This is a genomic window from Vibrio sp. 10N.247.310.98 (assembly GCF_041467395.1).
GTDB classification, from domain to species: domain Bacteria; phylum Pseudomonadota; class Gammaproteobacteria; order Enterobacterales; family Vibrionaceae; genus Vibrio; species Vibrio crassostreae_C.
On record NZ_JBFSUL010000040.1, the window covers coordinates 15738 to 32802 of the forward strand.

Consider the following 17065-nt stretch of genomic DNA (forward strand, 5'->3'; position numbering starts at 1 on the left):
TATTATGTGTACGGGTTAATATCATTATCCGGACGAGTCTTAAGCAGTCTTAAGATCCACATATATTGCTCAGGCTTTTTGCTTACGTAGTCTTCAATACATTGATTCATCATACGCGCGTCCTCCTCTTCGCCTCCTGTTGGGAATGGTAGAGCAGGGTAGAAGTCCAAGGTGTATTGGCCTGTACTGCTATCGTATTGAGCAAACAAGGGCACAATTTTAGCTTTACTCAGTTTTGATAGGCGACCAAGGCCTGAGATAGTTGCTTTTTGAGTCGCGAAAAAGTCAACGAAGACACTGTGCTCACGGCCAAGATCTTCATCAGGGAGGTAGTAACCCAGGTACCCATCACGTACCGACTTGATGAAAGGTTTGATACCACCACTGCGATCATAAACACGACCGCCGTATTGCACGCGTTGTCGGTGCATTAGCCAGTCACTGAGTTTGTTTTTTTGTGCTTTCGCCATCGCAGATACAGGTAAATTGCGTGAAGCTAATAATACCGCTGGGATATCGATAGCCCATGTGTGTGGCACCAGCAAGATCACATTCTCGCCACTGTCTGTAATATCGGTTAGATTGCTCAGGCCGTTTATCGAAGTATTATTCTCTAGCCAAGTTTTACTCTTGAGTGTCAGTGAAGCAAATCCCATCAAAAATGAGATGGAAGTAACGTATGACTGATAGAGAGTTTCTTCGCGCTCTTCGATAGATTGCTCAGGGAAACACATCTCAAGATTCACTCGAGCCCGGCGGTTAGCCTTATTCTTAATTTTTACAGCTTGCTTAGCCATAAACTTAGCTAATGCTAAACGAATGCTATTAGGTAAGAAGCAGACTAAAGACGATAACAAAACAGCAATCCAAGTTCCCCAGTATTTAGGTGCTAGAAAACCCCATTCAAACTCAGGATTGTAAGCTTTTGGATCAAAATCATTGCGTTGTGTGGTCATTCATTCACTACATTATTTAAATCAGAGAGTTAACTTAATATCGGTCACTCTGGGAATGATTATATTCGTTAGACATTCCCAATAATACACGCTAAAAGTAGGGTGTATTATTGGTCCTAATCTGAAATATACCGTTAAGCGTTTACGATCTTCATGTACTCAGCAACGCCATCGGCTACTGCTTTAAACTCGATATCGCAACCTGTACCGCGAAGCTTCGTTAGGTCTGCTTGAGTGAATTCTTGGTAAGCACCTTTTAAATGCTCAGGGAAAGGAATCGTTTCGATTTCGCCTTTACCATGGTGCTTGATAACTGCCTTGGCGACTTCTTCAAACGACTCAGCATTGCCAGTACCTAGATTAAAGAGGCCTGATACCCCATTCTCTAAGAACCACAAGTTTACAGCCGCAACATCACCTACATACACAAAATCACGCTTAAAGGTTTCGCTACCTGCGAACAATTTCGGGTTTTCACCGGCATTCATTTGGTTGTTTAGGTGGAAAGCGACAGAGGCCATGCTGCCTTTGTGTTGCTCGCGTGGACCATAAACATTGAAGTAACGAAACCCTACGATTTGCGAAAGCGTTTCGTTGTGTGCTGCTGCATCCGCGGTTAAGCGACGAACGTAGTTATCAAATTGTTGTTTTGAATAGCCGTAGACATTCAATGCACCTTCGTACTCTCGCTCTTCGATGAAAGTGTCGGTCTCACCGTAAGTTGCAGCTGAAGAGGCATACAAGAAAGGAATTTCACGCTCAACACAGTAATGAAGTAGCTCTTTTGAGTATTCATAGTTGTTGAGCATCATGTATTTGCCATCCCACTCAGTGGTAGCAGAGCATGCTCCTTCATGGAAAACAGCTTCAATATGACCAAAATCATCACCGGCCATGACTTGAGTTAGGAAGTCATCACGATCCATGTAATCCGTGATGTCTAGGTCTACAAGGTTCTTAAATTTCTTACCATCTTTTAAGTTGTCGACGACTAGAATATCGTTGTGGCCCGCTTCATTAAGCGCCTTAACAATATTGCTGCCAATCATGCCAGCACCACCCGTTACGATAATCATAATTTTCTAACTCTTTTGAATACAAAACTGTCACGAGTATAGCAAGGAATGGATAAAGCGGGCTAGTGGAATAATTCCCCAACCAGAGTATGATACGGCAAGCTAAGTTATAAATTATGTTGAGTTAATTACTCAAAACTATAGGTATTATCATGAAGATTGCAGTAGCCGGTACAGGGTATGTGGGTCTATCAAACGCTATGCTTTTGGCACAACATCATGAAGTCATTGCGGTAGATATCATCGATGAAAAAGTGGCAATGCTAAACAATAAGCAGTCACCGATTGTAGACAATGAGATTGAGCACTTTCTATCAAATAAGACGCTGAACTTCATGGCAACAACGGATAAAGCCGCTTACAAAAATGCTGAGTTTGTCATCATTGCAACGCCTACTGATTATGATCCTAAAAACAACTACTTTGATACCAGCTCCGTTGAGTCTGTTATTAAAGATGTGATGGCTGTAAACCCTAAAGCTGTGATGATCATCAAATCAACGGTACCTGTTGGTTATACAGAACGCATCAAGCAAGAACTGAGCTGCGAAAACGTCATGTTCTCACCGGAGTTTTTGCGTGAAGGCAAGGCCCTGTACGATAATCTACACCCATCACGTATTATCGTTGGTGAATGTTCTGAACGCGCTAAAGTGTTTGCGAATCTTCTTGTGGAAGGTGCGGAAAAAGAAAACATCGACGTACTGTTTACTCACTCAACGGAAGCAGAAGCAGTAAAGTTATTCTCAAATACTTATCTAGCGATGCGAGTTTCTTATTTCAATGAGCTTGATTCTTACGCGGAAGCGCATGGCTTGGATTCTCGTCAGATCATAGAAGGTGTTGGCTTAGACCCTCGTATCGGCAATCATTACAACAACCCTTCATTTGGTTACGGTGGTTACTGCTTACCAAAAGACACCAAGCAACTATTAGCAAACTATCAAGATGTACCAAACAACATTGTGGGTGCGATTGTTGATGCAAACCGTACCCGAAAAGACTTCATTGCGGATTCAATTATTAAGCGCTCGCCTAAAATTGTCGGTATTTATCGTTTGATCATGAAGGCGGGCTCTGACAATTTCCGTGCTTCTTCCATCCAAGGGATCATGAAGCGTTTAAAAGCCAAAGGCATCGAAGTCGTCGTGTATGAACCGGTATTGGAAGAAGAGCATTTCTTTAACTCGAAGGTTTATTCTGACCTAGAAGAGTTCAAAGCTGTATCGGATGTGATTGTATCTAACAGAATGGTAGAAGAAATCGCAGACGTTGCAGATAAGGTGTACACACGAGATCTGTTTGGCAGTGATTGATTCGGCTCTATTTTAGCTAATGCTAATTAGACCAGATGTTAACAGCTCGATCTATCCGTTTAGTGGCGATATACTGAACCCCTAAACGGATAGGGATACTAATAACTAATGAAAACACGTGACAAGATTGTTTACGCTGCTCTAGAGCTTTTTAATGAGCACGGTGAGCGTAGTATTACGACCAATCATATTGCTGAGCATATCGAGATTAGCCCTGGTAACCTCTACTACCATTTCCGCAACAAGCAAGAAATTGTCCGTGACATCTTTACTCTCTATTCGACAGAGTTACTTGAAAGGTTCACACCGATTCAAGGCCAACAAGAAAGCCTGACGTTACTAAAGACTTACTTAGATTCTATCTTCACGTTGATGTGGAAGTACCGATTCTTCTATGCGAACTTACCTGAAATATTGTCACGTGATGAAAAACTCCACCTTGATTACATGGCCGTACAAGAAAAGCTGCAAACGAATCTTGTCGATATCATGCGAGCCTTCGTTGAGTTGAACCTGCTCAAAGCAACGGATACGGAAATGAAATCGATGGTGACGTCTCTTCACTTGATTGCATCAGGTTGGTTGGCGTATCAATCTGCGATGTCTCCAAAAGCTCAAATTACCGAGCAAGTGGTTCATCAAGGAATGCTGCAGATGATCGCGACGGTTAAACCGATTGCGACAGCTCAAGGTTTTGAGCAGCTGACATTATTGGAAGATGGTGTAAGGGCGTTGAACTCTAAATAGAAAGAGACGAGTAAGCGGTATACGGGATTCGAAGAAAGATACTCTCATCCCGTATCTGCTCTTTATCGAACCAACCAGCTCTTTGGATTCTGAGCTTGGCTGTTTCTACGAATTTCAAAGTACAATGATGGGCGTGTTTGGCCGCCAGTGTCACCTGCAAGCGCGATGGCTTCACCCGCTTTAACCTTGTCACCTTCTTTCTTCAGTAGTGCTTGGTTAAAGCCATAGAGCGTCATATCACCTTTACCATGGTCGAGAAGAACCACTAAACCATAGCCTCGCAGATACTCGGAAAATACCACCGTACCTGAGTAAACGGATTTTACCTGCTGACCGTACTTGGCGTTGATCACCATGCCTTTCCAGTTAATTTGCCCCGTTTGACGTGAACCGTAGTTATGTAGAACTTTATCTTTGATCGGCCAAGGTAGCTTACCTTTACGTTTTGCTAGGCCATCCATCGGTACTGCATTACGTCGTTCTCGAGCCGCTTTTTCTGCTTTTGCTATTTCAGCTTTCAGGCGAGTTTCATTTCGCTGAAGTTCAGCCAAGTAATTTTTGTCGCCAGAAATATTCTTCTTAATGCTGCCAACGGTTTTCTTACGTTGTGTTTGAGTCTGAGACAACTTGTCACGCTTTGTGGTTTGCTGTTTTAACAATGTTGCAATTTGTTCTTGCTCGAGTTGACGCTGTTTGTGGCTTTCTTCTAATTCGAGTTGCGTCTGTTCAATCGTTTTAATGGTTGCGGAGCGAGCTTTGGCAAGGTGCTGGTAATAATGACTGATGCGATCTTCTTCTACACCGGTGTTGAGAATGTGAGAAGAAGCCTTAGCTCGACTCGTCATGTAGTAAGTCTGAATGAGCTGCTCTAACTTGTCTGTCTGGACTTTTTTCTGTGCAGTGAGCGCTTTAATCTTTGTGTCTAAATTAGCAATATTAGCATTAGCAGTATTGAGCTGCTTTTTACTGTCTAGAATCGCTTTTTCAAGTGAAGCGATGGACAGCTCCTGCTTCTTGAGGTTTGCCTGTAGGCTATCGAGTTTCTTTTGCTGGGAAGAGAGCGCTTTCTGTTGACGAGAGATTTCGCTTGATACGCCTTTCAGTTCACCTTGAGATGCAGCAAATGATGATGAAGACAAAAGAGCAACACCAAGGCTGGCAGATATCAAAAGAACAGTGCTCATTGATTGAACGGGTTTCATCATTATCGTCATTTTGCTCTTATTAATAATCAGCATCTGCTGCGAGTCTTTTCGCATCTCGGCTATCGGCTATTCGTCGGATCCCGAATCTGCTCTTAAATCCCATCACCATGGATGAAGTTCTGAGAGCGACCGTTAAACCCCTGATCCATGTCTAAAGATGGCTTATCAGTTTTCGGCTTTCCAACAATTTTTGCAGGAACACCAGCGACAGTCGTATGAGGCGGAACGGCTTGAAGAACCACAGAGCAAGAACCAATTTTCGCGCCTTCACCCACTTCAATATTGCCAAGTATTTTAGCGCCGGCACCGATCATTACACCTTCTCGGATTTTAGGGTGACGATCGCCACCTTCTTTACCCGTACCACCTAAAGTCACGTCTTGAAGGATCGATACATCATTTTCGACGACAGCAGTTTCACCAATCACGATACCAGTGGCGTGGTCGAGCATGATCGCTTTACCGATACGAGCGGCTGGGTGAATATCCACTTGGCAAGCAACCGAAATTTGGTTCTGTAGGTAAGTAGCAAGCGCAATACGCCCTTGCTTCCATAGCCAGTTAGCCACTCGGTAACCTTGCAAAGCGTGGTAGCCTTTCAGATAAAGCAGAGGCATCGAGTACATCTCGACCGCAGGATCTCGATTTACCGTCGCGCAGATATCACAAGCAGCCGCATCAATAATCGATTGATCTTGCTTGAATGCTTGTTCAACCACCTCACGCACCGCCATTGCGGGCATTGAAGCCGTCTTTAGCTTGTTGGCTAGGATATAACTTAATGCAGCGCCTAAGCTTTCGTGGTTGATAATGGTGGCATGGTAAAAACTCGCAAGCATAGGTTCTTGCTCTGACTGCTGTCGAGCTTCTTTTACGATGCATTGCCAAACTTTTTGTTGTTCACAGTGTTTCATTTTTCCATCCATTTTATCTATTTCATTCCACGACTTAATAAGCGATGTTATCGCTCTGACTTCTTGTCTCGAGCAAGCAGATCTTGCGCAGCTAAGTGTGCATCCTTTCCTTGATACAGCACTTGATAGATTTGTTCAACAATTGGCATCTCAACACCCATACGTTCGGATAGTAACCAAACTTCTTTAGTGTTGCGATAGCCTTCGACCACTTGGCCGATCTCTTCTTGTGCAGTATCGACGTCTTTACCTGAACCTAAAGCCAATCCAAAACGACGGTTACGTGATTGGTTATCAGTACAGGTTAGTACTAGATCGCCCAGCCCTGCCATACCCATGAAGGTTTCTGGTTGCGCGCCAAGAGCAGCACCTAATCGGCTCATTTCAGCCAAGCCGCGAGTGATGAGTGCGGTACGTGCATTAGCACCAAAGCCAATACCATCCGACATGCCTGCGCCAATTGCGATAACATTCTTCACTGCGCCGCCAAGCTGCATACCAATGAAATCTGAGTTTGCGTACACGCGGAATGTTTTACCGCAGTGAATTTTTTCTTGAAGCTCTTCTAGGAAAACTTCATCAGGTGAAGCTACAGAGATAGCCGTTGGCATGCCCATCGCTAACTCTTTGGCGAAGGTCGGCCCGGATAGAACCGCTAAAGAGTAGCCATCACCCAGCACATCGTGCGCGACATCTTTAAGCAGGCGACCTGTTTCAGGTTCTAACCCTTTCGTTGCCCAGCAGATACGAGAGTTATCAGATAAATGAGGCTTTAAACTATTTAAAACGATGCCAAACACGTGACTAGGGACAACGACTAGGAGGTCACGACTGGCTGTTACTGCTTTCTCAAGGTCTGATTCGATGATCAGGCTTTCTGGGAATTCTATATTTGGTAGAAACTCATTATTAGCGCGCTCAGATTCAAGGCGAGCCATATGAGCAGGGTCATGTCCCCAAAGAACAACGTTTGCACCGTTACGCGCTAGAGATATCGCTAAAGAGGTTCCGTAAGAACCTGCACCAATGACAGTCATGGCGATCTCTTTGCCGTAAGCGCTGTCTTTACCGTAAGCGTCTGCCGTATTAGTCGGGCGAGTTGTTTCTGTCATGCTTCCACCTAAAAATAATGAGGGAAATCGAAGAGTTTTGAAAAAGCTATCCACTAAAATAAGAAGAGCTTTCAACTTTAGTACAGTGTAAAGAAAAAATGCACATCGCAGAAGTTGCGATGTGCATTTAAAAGCGAACTAGCGCTTGAATCGTTAGAGTTAAGTTCTACTTTGAGACTTAAGCCTGTTCGCTTTCAGCTTGCTGAGCTTGGTTCTGTAGGTAGTTCATGAACAAAGCATCGAAGTTTACAGGTGCTAGGTTCAGTTGTGGGAACGTGCCTTTAACCACTAGGCTAGAAATTGTTTCACGAGCGTATGGGAACAGGATGTTCGGGCAGAATGCGCCTAGGCAATGAGCCAGTTGACCAGCTTCCATTTCGCTTGCAGAGAAGATACCGCCTTGTTGAACTTCACAAAGGAATGCAGTGTCTTCTGCGTTCTTAACTGTAACCGTTAGACGTAGGATTACTTCGTAAACGCCTTCGCCAAGTTCACGGCTTTGAGTGTCTAGGTCCAGTTTTACATCTGGGTTCCACTCTTTTTGAAACATGTCTGGAGAGTTTGGCGCTTCGAAAGAGACGTCTTTTAGGAAGATACGTTGGATTGCGAAGTTTTGTTGTGCGTCTTGTTGTGCTGCTTCAGCCATTTTCTTGTCCTTAAAAATTTATAATTAGGTCTTGTTCGTCATATCGCCGAACAAAACCTTAAAGTCATATTCGTGTAATCAGGTCAGCTTACTTCTTGCCTTGAACTACTTCTTACCTTTAACCAAAGGCAAGTTAGCTTCGCTCCAAGCCACTAAGCCACTTTTCAGTACGCTTACGTTTTCGAAACCTGCTTTAACCAGCAAGTTCGCGCTTTCTTGAGCGGTTTGACCTGTCTTGCATACTACGATGATTGGGTCTGCTTTGTGGCTTTCAAGGCTACCAAAGCTATTTGCTTTGATGTCTGACGGCAAAATGTGAACTGCGTCCGTAATATGGCCCTTTTTGAACTCATCCTTAGTACGAATATCAACCACAATACCATTTTCACGGTTAATCATTTGTGTGGTTTGCGCTGCCGTAATCTCTTTGTAGGCTGCGTTTGATGTCTTGATAACGTTCGCAATGATGGCAACAACCAAGCCGATCCATACGATGGCTAAAATCATATTCTCTTGAACAAATGGAACTAACTCTTGCATATCTTGAACTCTTATTCGTTATTGGGCGAAAAACTATAGGTCAGGAGTATAGCGAGGTTTTGGGTTTTCTGTATAGGCTTTAGCTCTAAGTCTTTACTACGTAACTTATCGTTGATTTGCCTCTTTGGATATGAAATGCGAGAATGGCCTAATTTTTGAAAGTTACTGATCCCAATAATAGCGTAGTGTAGTTTCGCTTAATACTAATGGGCGGTAGCGTGCCTGGTTAAACTACAATTCGACTATTGCTGCTATATATGGGCGGTACTGGTAGTTGATAAACAAATAGAGTATGACAATGAAGATTACCCCTGAAAAAATGACTCACTTAAAGCAATTGGAAGCTGAATCTATCCATATTATGCGAGAAGTGGCTGCTGAGTTTGATAATCCTGTGATGTTGTATTCTGTGGGCAAAGACTCTTCTGTGATGCTTCACCTAGCACAAAAAGCGTTTGCTCCAGGTACACCTCCGTTTCCACTTATGCACGTTGATACCACGTGGAAATTCAAAGAAATGATTGAATTTCGCGATTACATGGCAGAGAAGGTTGGAATGAAGTTGATTGTTCATCAAAACCCTGAAGGTGTAGCTATGAACATTAATCCGTTTGTGCATGGTAGCTCTAAACATACTGATATTATGAAAACTCAAGGTCTAAAGCAGGCTCTAGATATGCACGGTTTTGATGCAGCCTTTGGTGGTGCGCGACGTGACGAAGAAAAATCTCGAGCGAAAGAACGAGTCTACTCTTTCCGTGATGAACACCATCGTTGGGACCCAAAAAACCAGCGACCAGAGCTGTGGAATATTTACAATGGTAAGGTTAACCAAGGTGAAAGCATCCGCGTATTCCCATTGTCTAACTGGACAGAGTTAGACATCTGGCAGTATATATACCTAGAAAATATTGAAATCCCGGGTTTATACCTATCTAAGCCTCGCCCTGTGGTTGAGCGTGATGGTATGTTGATTATGGTTGATGATGAGCGTATGGAACTTAAAGAAGGTGAAGTGGCAGAGGAAAAAATGGTACGTTTTCGTACCCTTGGCTGTTACCCACTGACAGGTGCAGTTGAATCTGAAGCGACTACTCTCCCTGAAATTATCCAAGAAATGTTACTAACAACCACTTCAGAGCGTCAAGGGCGTGCCATTGACCACGATAGCTCTGGTTCAATGGAGAAGAAAAAACGTGAAGGCTACTTCTAATCGGGTTAGGACTGCTACATCGCCATTTTGAATATTACTTGAGTTATTAAAGTATGATTGTCACCGCATGTGTTCTTGTTGGGTTGATTGCAGCATTAATAAGTAATCGTTTTCGAGCCAGCTACGTGTTTGTTTTTGCTGTGGCGGTGCTCTATATGTTCGGGCAAATTTCTCAAAAAGTAATTTTCTCAGCCGCTACAAATAGTTCAGTGGTCACCTTGCTGCTTTTACTGCTTTCTTCTCTTGTGCTAGAGAGAACAGTTTTACTCAATTGGGCTGCTAAAACTCTATCTCATAGTGATTACTGGCAATCTTTGCTGCGCTTGGGGGCTCTTGGGGCGTTAAGTTCTAGTGTGTTAAACAATACAGCAGTAGTTGCCACTTTAATGGGGAGTGTTCTAAAAAACCCGTTTCACGCTCCCAAAAAACTCCTTATACCCTTGTCATATTTCTCCATTCTTGGGGGAACTTTAACCTTGATAGGAACTGCAACCAACCTTGTGGTCAGCGGTTTACTCGAAGAGCAAGGCTACTCTGGATTGACAATCTTCGCTTTCTTCCCTGTAGGTGTATGTTTGTTACTCGGTTGTGGGTTGATGGTGATGATAGTCTCCCGTTTTCTGCCTGATGAACCCGCGAAGATGGAGTCATCGGGAAACTACTTTTTGGATGCGGAAGTCGAGGAAGGCAGTAAACTGGCGGGTAAAAGCGTATTGGACAACGGTTTACGTTCTCTAGATGGCCTTTTTTTGACCGAGATAATTCGTGATAAACAGCTTATATCTCCCGTATCTCCAAGTGAAAATATATTAGTAGGGGATAAGCTTGTATTTAGCGGTGATGTGTCTGAAGTCAAGCAGCTTACTTCTTTTGATGGATTAAAGCTTTACGTTGAAGAAGAATTTGAGCTTGACAAGAATCTAGTAGAAGTGTTGGTAAGTCCTGAATCTATCTTGATAGGAAAAACTTTAAAACAAGTTGAGTTTCGGTCTCGCTTTGATGCTGCTGTAGTCGCAATAGCACGACAAGGTAAGCGCATCTCTGGCAAGCTCGGGGAATGTATTATTCAGAGTGGTGATAAATTCATTCTTGCTGTCGGAGATGATTTTAAAAAACGACCTAATTTATCGCGAAACTTCTTTTTGTTAAGTGATAAGTCACTAAAAAGTCCTCTATCCAAACCCCAAAATGTATTGGGAATTATAGGTTTTATCTTTTCTATAGTTTTAGCCGCGTGTACTCGTTTAGATCTGATCGAAGCCTTGTCTGGATTCTTGTTGCTATCTTTGGCTAGCAAAATTATTGATGGCACTCAATTAAGGCGGCGTTTCCCATTTGAGCTATTAACGATTCTTGTATCAGCTTTATGTATTGCTAGTGCATTTTCTAGTAGCGGTCTAGCTTTAGCATTAACTCAATCCTTTGAATCGGTTGCAGGATATTTATCGCCATCTTGGATGTTAGTCGGCGTGTTGGTTTTGACTATTCTGTTGACTGAAATTATGACTAATACTGCCGCCGCCGCCATTATGCTACCAATAGCGTTAGCATTGGCTACGACTTTTAATATTGATTATTTACCGCTAGCTATGGCTGTAGCCTATGGAGCGAGTGCCTCGTTTATAAGTCCATTTGGTTACCAAACAAATCTAATGGTGATGAATGCGGGGGCATATTCCTTTTTAGATTTTGTCAAAGTCGGTTGGGTGGTTACTATTTCATATGTAGTAATCGCCACAATTGCTATTCCGATGGTCTTCCCATTTTAGTTTTATATGAGTTGCAATAATGAAATCTCCTTACGTAACAAAAGATAATGATTCTGTCAGCGATGATGTTGTCTGGCATGACTCTACGGTGACACACGAGCAGCGCGCTAAACAAAAACAGCAGACACCAGTAGTTTTGTGGTTTACAGGGTTAAGCGGATCAGGAAAATCAACAGTTGCGAATGCAGTCGAAAGTAAATTATTAAGTTTAGGTAAGCACAGCTATTTACTTGACGGAGATAACGTACGTCACGGTCTAAATAAAGATCTTAGCTTTAGTGATACAGACCGTATAGAGAATATTCGCCGTATTGGAGAAGTCGCGAAGCTATTTGTGGATTCGGGCACCATAGTATTGACAGCCTTTATTTCTCCTTTCATAGCTGACCGAGAACAAGCCCGAGCGTTACTATCGGCAGGAGAATTCCTAGAGGTGTTTATTGATACACCGTTGTCGGTATGTGAGCAGCGTGACCCTAAAGGGCTCTATCAGAAAGCACGCTCCGGTGAGATTAAAAACTTTACAGGCATTGATTCGAAATATGAAACGCCGCTGAATGCTGAGATTCATATTGAGACAGAGGGTAAATCTATAGAAACATGTGCTGAAGCCGTTATTAATCGATTAGCGAAGTTAGGATATATTTAATTATGCATTACGATGTATTCAATGGCGATGCTGATGGGATTATTGCCCTACTTCAATTACGTAAGGCGGAGCCTAAATGCTCAAAACTCATAACCGGTGTGAAACGTGATATTAAGCTTTTACAAAATGTAGCGAAAGAAAGTGATGTCAGTGGTTGTACTATTTTAGATATATCGATGGAGAAGAACATTGATGCACTCTACAACCTAATTGAAAGAGACATCCCTCTTTTCTATTGTGATCATCATCGTACGGGAGAAGTACCCCAAGCAGATAACTTTACTGCTCTCATTAATCTAGATGCTAATACCTGCACAAGTCTGTTAATTAATCAGCATTTAGCCAGTCGGTATGCTGATTGGGCCATAGTTGGTGCATACGGTGATAACATGTTCGTCAATGCTGAGAATCTGGCTGATGTCATCGGGTTAAATCAGGGTGAACGAATATTTTTGAAAGAGTTGGGTACTTTAATTAACTATAACGGTTATGGGGCATCAATTGACGATTTGCATATCGCTCCAGGTGAATTATTTCAACAACTGATGCAGTATTCATCACCTTTTGAGCTCAAAAGAGATAAAAGGTCTCCTTACTACGTGTTAAAGAAAGGGTATGAAGCCGACAATCAACATGTTGACTCGATAGCGCCAATCGATACTTCTGACGTATCAACGATCTACGAGCTACCTTGCGAGCCATGGGCAAGGCGTATAAGCGGTGTATTTGGTAATGCATTAGCTAACCAAGCACCAGATAAAGCACATGCGGTTCTAACGTTGAATGAAAATCAGCGAGACTTTACGGTGAGTGTGCGCGCCCCTTTAAATAATCGAACAGGTGCCGATGAGGTTTGTAGTCAATTCTCGACCGGAGGGGGGCGAAAAGCTGCCGCGGGCATTAATGCTCTACCTATCGATGAGAAAGATAAATTCATTGAAATTTTAAATCGTTTTTATAAATAAGTTTGGTCGGTTTGAAGAATAGAAATTCAAGCCTAGACAAGTAAGGAAATACCATGTCACATAGCTCAGAACTCATCGCTCAAGATATTGAAGCATACTTAAAAGTTCATGAAAACAAAGATTTATTGCGTTTTTTAACCTGCGGTAACGTAGATGATGGTAAGTCGACACTGATCGGTCGTTTACTCTTTGACAGCAAGTTGATTTACGAAGATCAGATGGCCGCAATTGAGAAGGACTCTCAGAAGTTCAATACCACAGATGAATCGTTTGACTTAGCATTGTTAGTTGACGGTTTGCAATCTGAACGTGAGCAAGGCATCACAATTGATGTGGCTTACCGCTACTTCTCTACTGATAAGCGCAAGTTTATTATTGCTGACACCCCAGGGCATGAGCAATATACACGTAATATGGTTACAGGTGCCTCGACATGTGATTTGGCGATTGTGATGGTCGATGCGCGCTACGGTATTCAAACACAGACGCGACGCCACAGTTACATCTGCTCGCTACTAGGTATCAAGCACATTATTGTGGCTATCAATAAAATGGACTTAATGGAATACAGTCAAGATGTATATCAACAGATTAAAGCTGATTATCGTGATATGGCGAAGGATTTCGACATAAATGATATTCGCTTTGTGCCAATTTCAGCCCTGAAAGGCGATAACGTTGTAACACCCAGCGAAAAGATGGATTGGTACCCAGGAGCTACATTGATGAAATTGCTTGAGACGGTGAAAGTTGATCAAGACAAAAATTTAGATTGCATGCGTTTCCCTGTCCAGTACGTGAATCGTCCTAATCTCGACTTTCGTGGTTTCTGCGGTACATTAGCTTCAGGCTTAGTTTGTGTGGGTGATGAAATCACAGCATTACCTTCAGGAAAATCGTCAAAAGTTAAATCTATTTTTACTTATGATGGGGAGCTTGCGTCAGCTCAACCAGGACAAGCAATAACGATTACGTTGGAAGATGAAATAGACGTTTCTCGTGGCGATATGCTTGTACATAAAGGTCATGAACCATCCGTGACAAATAAACTGGATGCTCATATTGTCTGGATGGATGATAACCCATTACGTACACATAAGGAGTACAGCTTTAAGTTCTCAGCAAAGGTATGTACAGGTAAAGTTGGCGAGATTCTACATAAAGTGGATGTTAATACACTTCAGCAGCATGCAGAGAGAGCCGAAAGTTTAGACTTGAATGAGATTGCTTTAACTTCGCTAAGTTTTACTGACAAGATTGCTGCAGATGAGTATGAACACTTGCCTGCGACTGGTTCATTTATCATTATTGACCGTCATACCCATATAACTGTTGGGACGGGAATGATAAAGTCTATTTCATGCGATGAGTTTGGTGCCTCTGAACGTGTATATACAGAGACAGATAAAGCGCTCAATGCTCTTATTCGCCACCAGTTTCCCGAGTGGGGATGTAAAGTCATCTAAATAGCAACAGTTGTAATCACGGGATATTCTTGTGAAATTACTATCTCTGTAAATTGAGATGACGTTAAAAATAAAGCTATCGTAAGATAGCGGTATAATCGATTTAAATTATGTATTCAATAGAGTTTAAAAAAACGATTGAGCTGATCTGGGTTAAGGCAATGATGAACCTAAGATCGGAGGCTTCGGTAAATTATCTTAGCTATGCTTGGTGGGTCATTGAGCCTCTAATGCATATGGTCGTGTATTTCTTGGTTTTTTCATTTTTATTAAATCGAGGAGGAGATGGCTATATAGCATTTTTGTTAACAGGTTTAATTCCTTGGCTTTGGTTTGCCAAAACTATAAGTCATAGTATGGGAAGTATTTTACAAGGGAAGCAGTTAATAAATCAGTTACACATACCAAAGATATTCTTTCCTTTGACATTCGTGATTCAAGATTTCGTAAAACAAATAATCGTATTTTTTTTGCTTCTTGTTTTCTTATATTACTATTTGGGAGGGCTTCCACTTACAACGTTATACGTTATTCCTATTATAGTGATCCAACTGATTCTTTTAGTAGGTTTTGCACTACTTTCGGCCATAGTGGTTCCCTTTATTAGAGATATGACTTTTGTTATACCTACAGGGCTGCAGTTTTTAATGTTCTGCTCTGGCATATTTTTTAGTCATCACGATGTTCCCGTATCACTTCACAGTTATTTTTTTCTTAACCCTGTAGCTGTGTTGTTAGCTGCTTATCGAGATACTCTTCTCGATGGTATGGCACCCAATTTCCTTCAGCTAGGCTATGTGGCGACTTTTGGTTTCATTATGGTATTGCTCGCAGCATACTTATATAAGAAGCTAGAATTTGTTCTACCAAGGGTGGTGCTTGAGTAATGAGCGATTTCCCCAAAACTATGATAGAACTTAATAATGTTGCTATCACTTATAGAGAGCGGAAAACCTTATTTAGGTTTGATGAATATCACGCATTGAAGGACATCTCTTTTAAAGTTTATAAAGGAGAAACACTTGGTATTATTGGTCGTAATGGAGCAGGTAAGTCAACTCTTTTAAGACTTTTGGCCGGTATAATTAAGCCAGATAAAGGTGAAATTAAACATAATACCAAAAGCGTATCTTTAATGGCTTTAGCTGCGGGCTTTGATCCTAATCTTTCTGGCCGACAAAATGCAGTTATTAGCGGTATGTTAATGGGTTATAGGAAGCGTGAGGTTGAATCTGTACTAAGTGAAATCAAAAAATTTTCCGAGCTAGGAGAATTTTTCGATAAACGAACGAAAGCATACTCATCAGGTATGCGAGCTCGGTTAGCGTTTTCTATTGCAATGAATATTTCCCCTGACGTTTTATTAATTGATGAAGTATTAGGGGTCGGAGATGTAAACTTTAGGCAGAAAGCAGAAACAGCACTAGAAAGTAAAATAAGGTCAAATATTACGGTGGTTTTGGTTTCACATTCTGAAAATCAAGTATCTAGACTTTCTGATCGACTAGCTTGGATAGAAAATGGTGTGGTTCGTGCTGTTGGTTTACCAGATGAAATATATAATACCTACAATATGCATTTATTGTTTTCTAAGTTTGGTGTAGAAGTATTGGATTGTGAGGTTTCTGATGATTATATATTTCAAATTGAACCGTTGGAAAATAATGAATCAGAACTTGAATTCAAGTTTAATATTGTGATTGTTGATAAAAAACAAAGACCAATTAAATCTGTGAAGTTAATGCATGAGAACAAAAAAGACTCTATCTGTCTAAGTGGGCCGACAGCATCACCGGCTTATTTTACGAGGTACCCAAAATACGAATCTGCAAAATGCGCACGCTATAGAAATGCTTCATTGCCACTAAATGGTGAGTTTCAAATAATCATTGAGCATGAAGAATGTATTGGCAAAATGTTAAGAATTGAATTTGGAGAAGTCAGTGAGTAAAGCATTTTTTCTGGATAGAGATGGTGTGATTAATGTTGATCATGGACACGTTGGAAGCGTTGAAAAATTTGATTTCATCGAAGGGGTATTTGAAGCGTGTCGAAAAATCAATGAGCTTGGATTTAAAATCATAATAGTAACCAATCAAAGTGGCATTGCTCGTGGTTACTATACAGAAGAAGATTTTAATACTCTAACGAACTGGATGATTGAAGAGTTTGAGAAAAATGATGTAAAAATAGATGATGTTTTCTATTGCCCGCATCATCCCGAAAAAGGGAGCGGTAAATACCTAAGAGATTGTCAGTGCCGCAAGCCAAACCCTGGAATGATATTGGATGCAGCTGCAAAACATAAACTGAACTTAAAGTTGTCGGTTTTAGTTGGAGATAAGGTTTCCGATATTCTAGCCGCAGAGAAAGCGGGATTAGATGAAACCTATCTAATTAATAGTAAGTATTTAACAACGGAGCAGTCCAGAGTATATGATTCGCTACATCATGTTGTTGAAGAATTTAAAAGTAGTTCTATTTGAGCTAA

The 17065-nt window shown here is 41.7% G+C and carries 17 protein-coding genes; 10 read left to right on the forward strand and 7 right to left on the reverse strand.

Going from position 1 to position 17065, the window contains the following annotated elements; translation table 11 throughout:
- Positions 1-2: 2 nt before the first annotated feature.
- Both lpxM and rfaD read right to left on the reverse strand, forming a co-directional pair.
- On the reverse strand, positions 3-956 hold the full coding sequence (gene lpxM / locus AB6E78_RS15445; RefSeq protein WP_372112439.1) for a lauroyl-Kdo(2)-lipid IV(A) myristoyltransferase: 954 nt from the start codon (positions 954-956) through the stop codon (positions 3-5).
- 134 nt (positions 957-1090) lie between these two features.
- Complete coding sequence (gene rfaD / locus AB6E78_RS15450) at positions 1091-2032, reverse strand: ADP-glyceromanno-heptose 6-epimerase (RefSeq protein ID WP_010433822.1); 942 nt, start codon at positions 2030-2032, stop codon at positions 1091-1093.
- A gap of 152 nt (positions 2033-2184) precedes the next feature.
- Here rfaD and AB6E78_RS15455 point away from each other — a divergent pair, with 152 nt between their 5' ends.
- Complete coding sequence (locus tag AB6E78_RS15455; protein ID WP_372133915.1) at positions 2185-3348, forward strand: nucleotide sugar dehydrogenase; 1164 nt, start codon at positions 2185-2187, stop codon at positions 3346-3348.
- A gap of 108 nt (positions 3349-3456) precedes the next feature.
- Positions 3457-4095 (forward strand): TetR/AcrR family transcriptional regulator, encoded by a 639-nt coding sequence (locus tag AB6E78_RS15460; RefSeq protein WP_017063104.1) that lies wholly within the window; start codon positions 3457-3459, stop codon positions 4093-4095.
- Between the two features lie 62 nt (positions 4096-4157).
- On the opposite strand, the gene AB6E78_RS15465 is transcribed toward AB6E78_RS15460, so the two are convergent.
- The 5 genes from AB6E78_RS15465 to AB6E78_RS15485 form a co-directional block, all read right to left on the reverse strand.
- On the reverse strand, positions 4158-5309 hold the full coding sequence (locus AB6E78_RS15465) for a murein hydrolase activator EnvC (RefSeq protein ID WP_265575842.1): 1152 nt from the start codon (positions 5307-5309) through the stop codon (positions 4158-4160).
- 83 nt (positions 5310-5392) lie between these two features.
- Complete coding sequence (gene cysE / locus AB6E78_RS15470; RefSeq protein ID WP_009847961.1) at positions 5393-6214, reverse strand: serine O-acetyltransferase; 822 nt, start codon at positions 6212-6214, stop codon at positions 5393-5395.
- 47 nt (positions 6215-6261) lie between these two features.
- Positions 6262-7326, reverse strand: coding sequence for an NAD(P)H-dependent glycerol-3-phosphate dehydrogenase (gene gpsA, locus AB6E78_RS15475; RefSeq protein WP_372133914.1), 1065 nt, complete (start codon positions 7324-7326; stop codon positions 6262-6264).
- Positions 7327-7504: 178 nt separating this feature from the next.
- Entirely contained in the window at positions 7505-7972 is a 468-nt protein-coding gene (secB, locus tag AB6E78_RS15480) for a protein-export chaperone SecB (RefSeq protein ID WP_048607722.1), read from the reverse strand.
- Between the two features lie 105 nt (positions 7973-8077).
- A complete protein-coding gene (locus AB6E78_RS15485; RefSeq protein WP_372133913.1) occupies positions 8078-8512 on the reverse strand; it encodes a rhodanese-like domain-containing protein in 435 nt (144 codons plus the stop codon).
- A gap of 298 nt (positions 8513-8810) precedes the next feature.
- Between AB6E78_RS15485 and cysD the strand changes: the two genes are divergently transcribed.
- The 8 genes from cysD (at position 8811) to gmhB (ending at position 17060) form a co-directional block, all read left to right on the forward strand.
- Positions 8811-9725, forward strand: coding sequence for a sulfate adenylyltransferase subunit CysD (gene cysD, locus AB6E78_RS15490; protein ID WP_050644518.1), 915 nt, complete (start codon positions 8811-8813; stop codon positions 9723-9725).
- A 53-nt stretch (positions 9726-9778) separates the two neighbouring features.
- A complete protein-coding gene (locus tag AB6E78_RS15495) occupies positions 9779-11494 on the forward strand; it encodes an SLC13 family permease (protein ID WP_372133912.1) in 1716 nt (571 codons plus the stop codon).
- A gap of 19 nt (positions 11495-11513) precedes the next feature.
- The gene (gene cysC / locus AB6E78_RS15500; RefSeq protein WP_372133911.1) at positions 11514-12143 is read left to right on the forward strand and encodes an adenylyl-sulfate kinase; all 630 of its coding nucleotides are present in this window, start codon (positions 11514-11516) and stop codon (positions 12141-12143) included.
- 2 nt (positions 12144-12145) lie between these two features.
- Positions 12146-13108, forward strand: coding sequence for a DHH family phosphoesterase (locus AB6E78_RS15505; protein ID WP_372133910.1), 963 nt, complete (start codon positions 12146-12148; stop codon positions 13106-13108).
- Positions 13109-13161: 53 nt separating this feature from the next.
- Positions 13162-14574, forward strand: coding sequence for a sulfate adenylyltransferase subunit CysN (gene cysN, locus AB6E78_RS15510; protein WP_372133909.1), 1413 nt, complete (start codon positions 13162-13164; stop codon positions 14572-14574).
- A gap of 110 nt (positions 14575-14684) precedes the next feature.
- Positions 14685-15461: an ABC transporter permease gene (locus AB6E78_RS15515; protein ID WP_372133908.1), complete on the forward strand. Its 777-nt coding sequence runs from the start codon at positions 14685-14687 to the stop codon at positions 15459-15461.
- Positions 15461-16525, forward strand: coding sequence for an ABC transporter ATP-binding protein (locus AB6E78_RS15520; protein WP_372133907.1), 1065 nt, complete (start codon positions 15461-15463; stop codon positions 16523-16525). Before AB6E78_RS15515 ends, AB6E78_RS15520 begins: the two co-directional genes overlap by 1 nt.
- Positions 16518-17060, forward strand: coding sequence for a D-glycero-beta-D-manno-heptose 1,7-bisphosphate 7-phosphatase (gene gmhB, locus AB6E78_RS15525; protein ID WP_372133906.1), 543 nt, complete (start codon positions 16518-16520; stop codon positions 17058-17060). Before AB6E78_RS15520 ends, gmhB begins: the two co-directional genes overlap by 8 nt.
- The last annotated feature ends 5 nt before the right edge of the window (positions 17061-17065 follow it).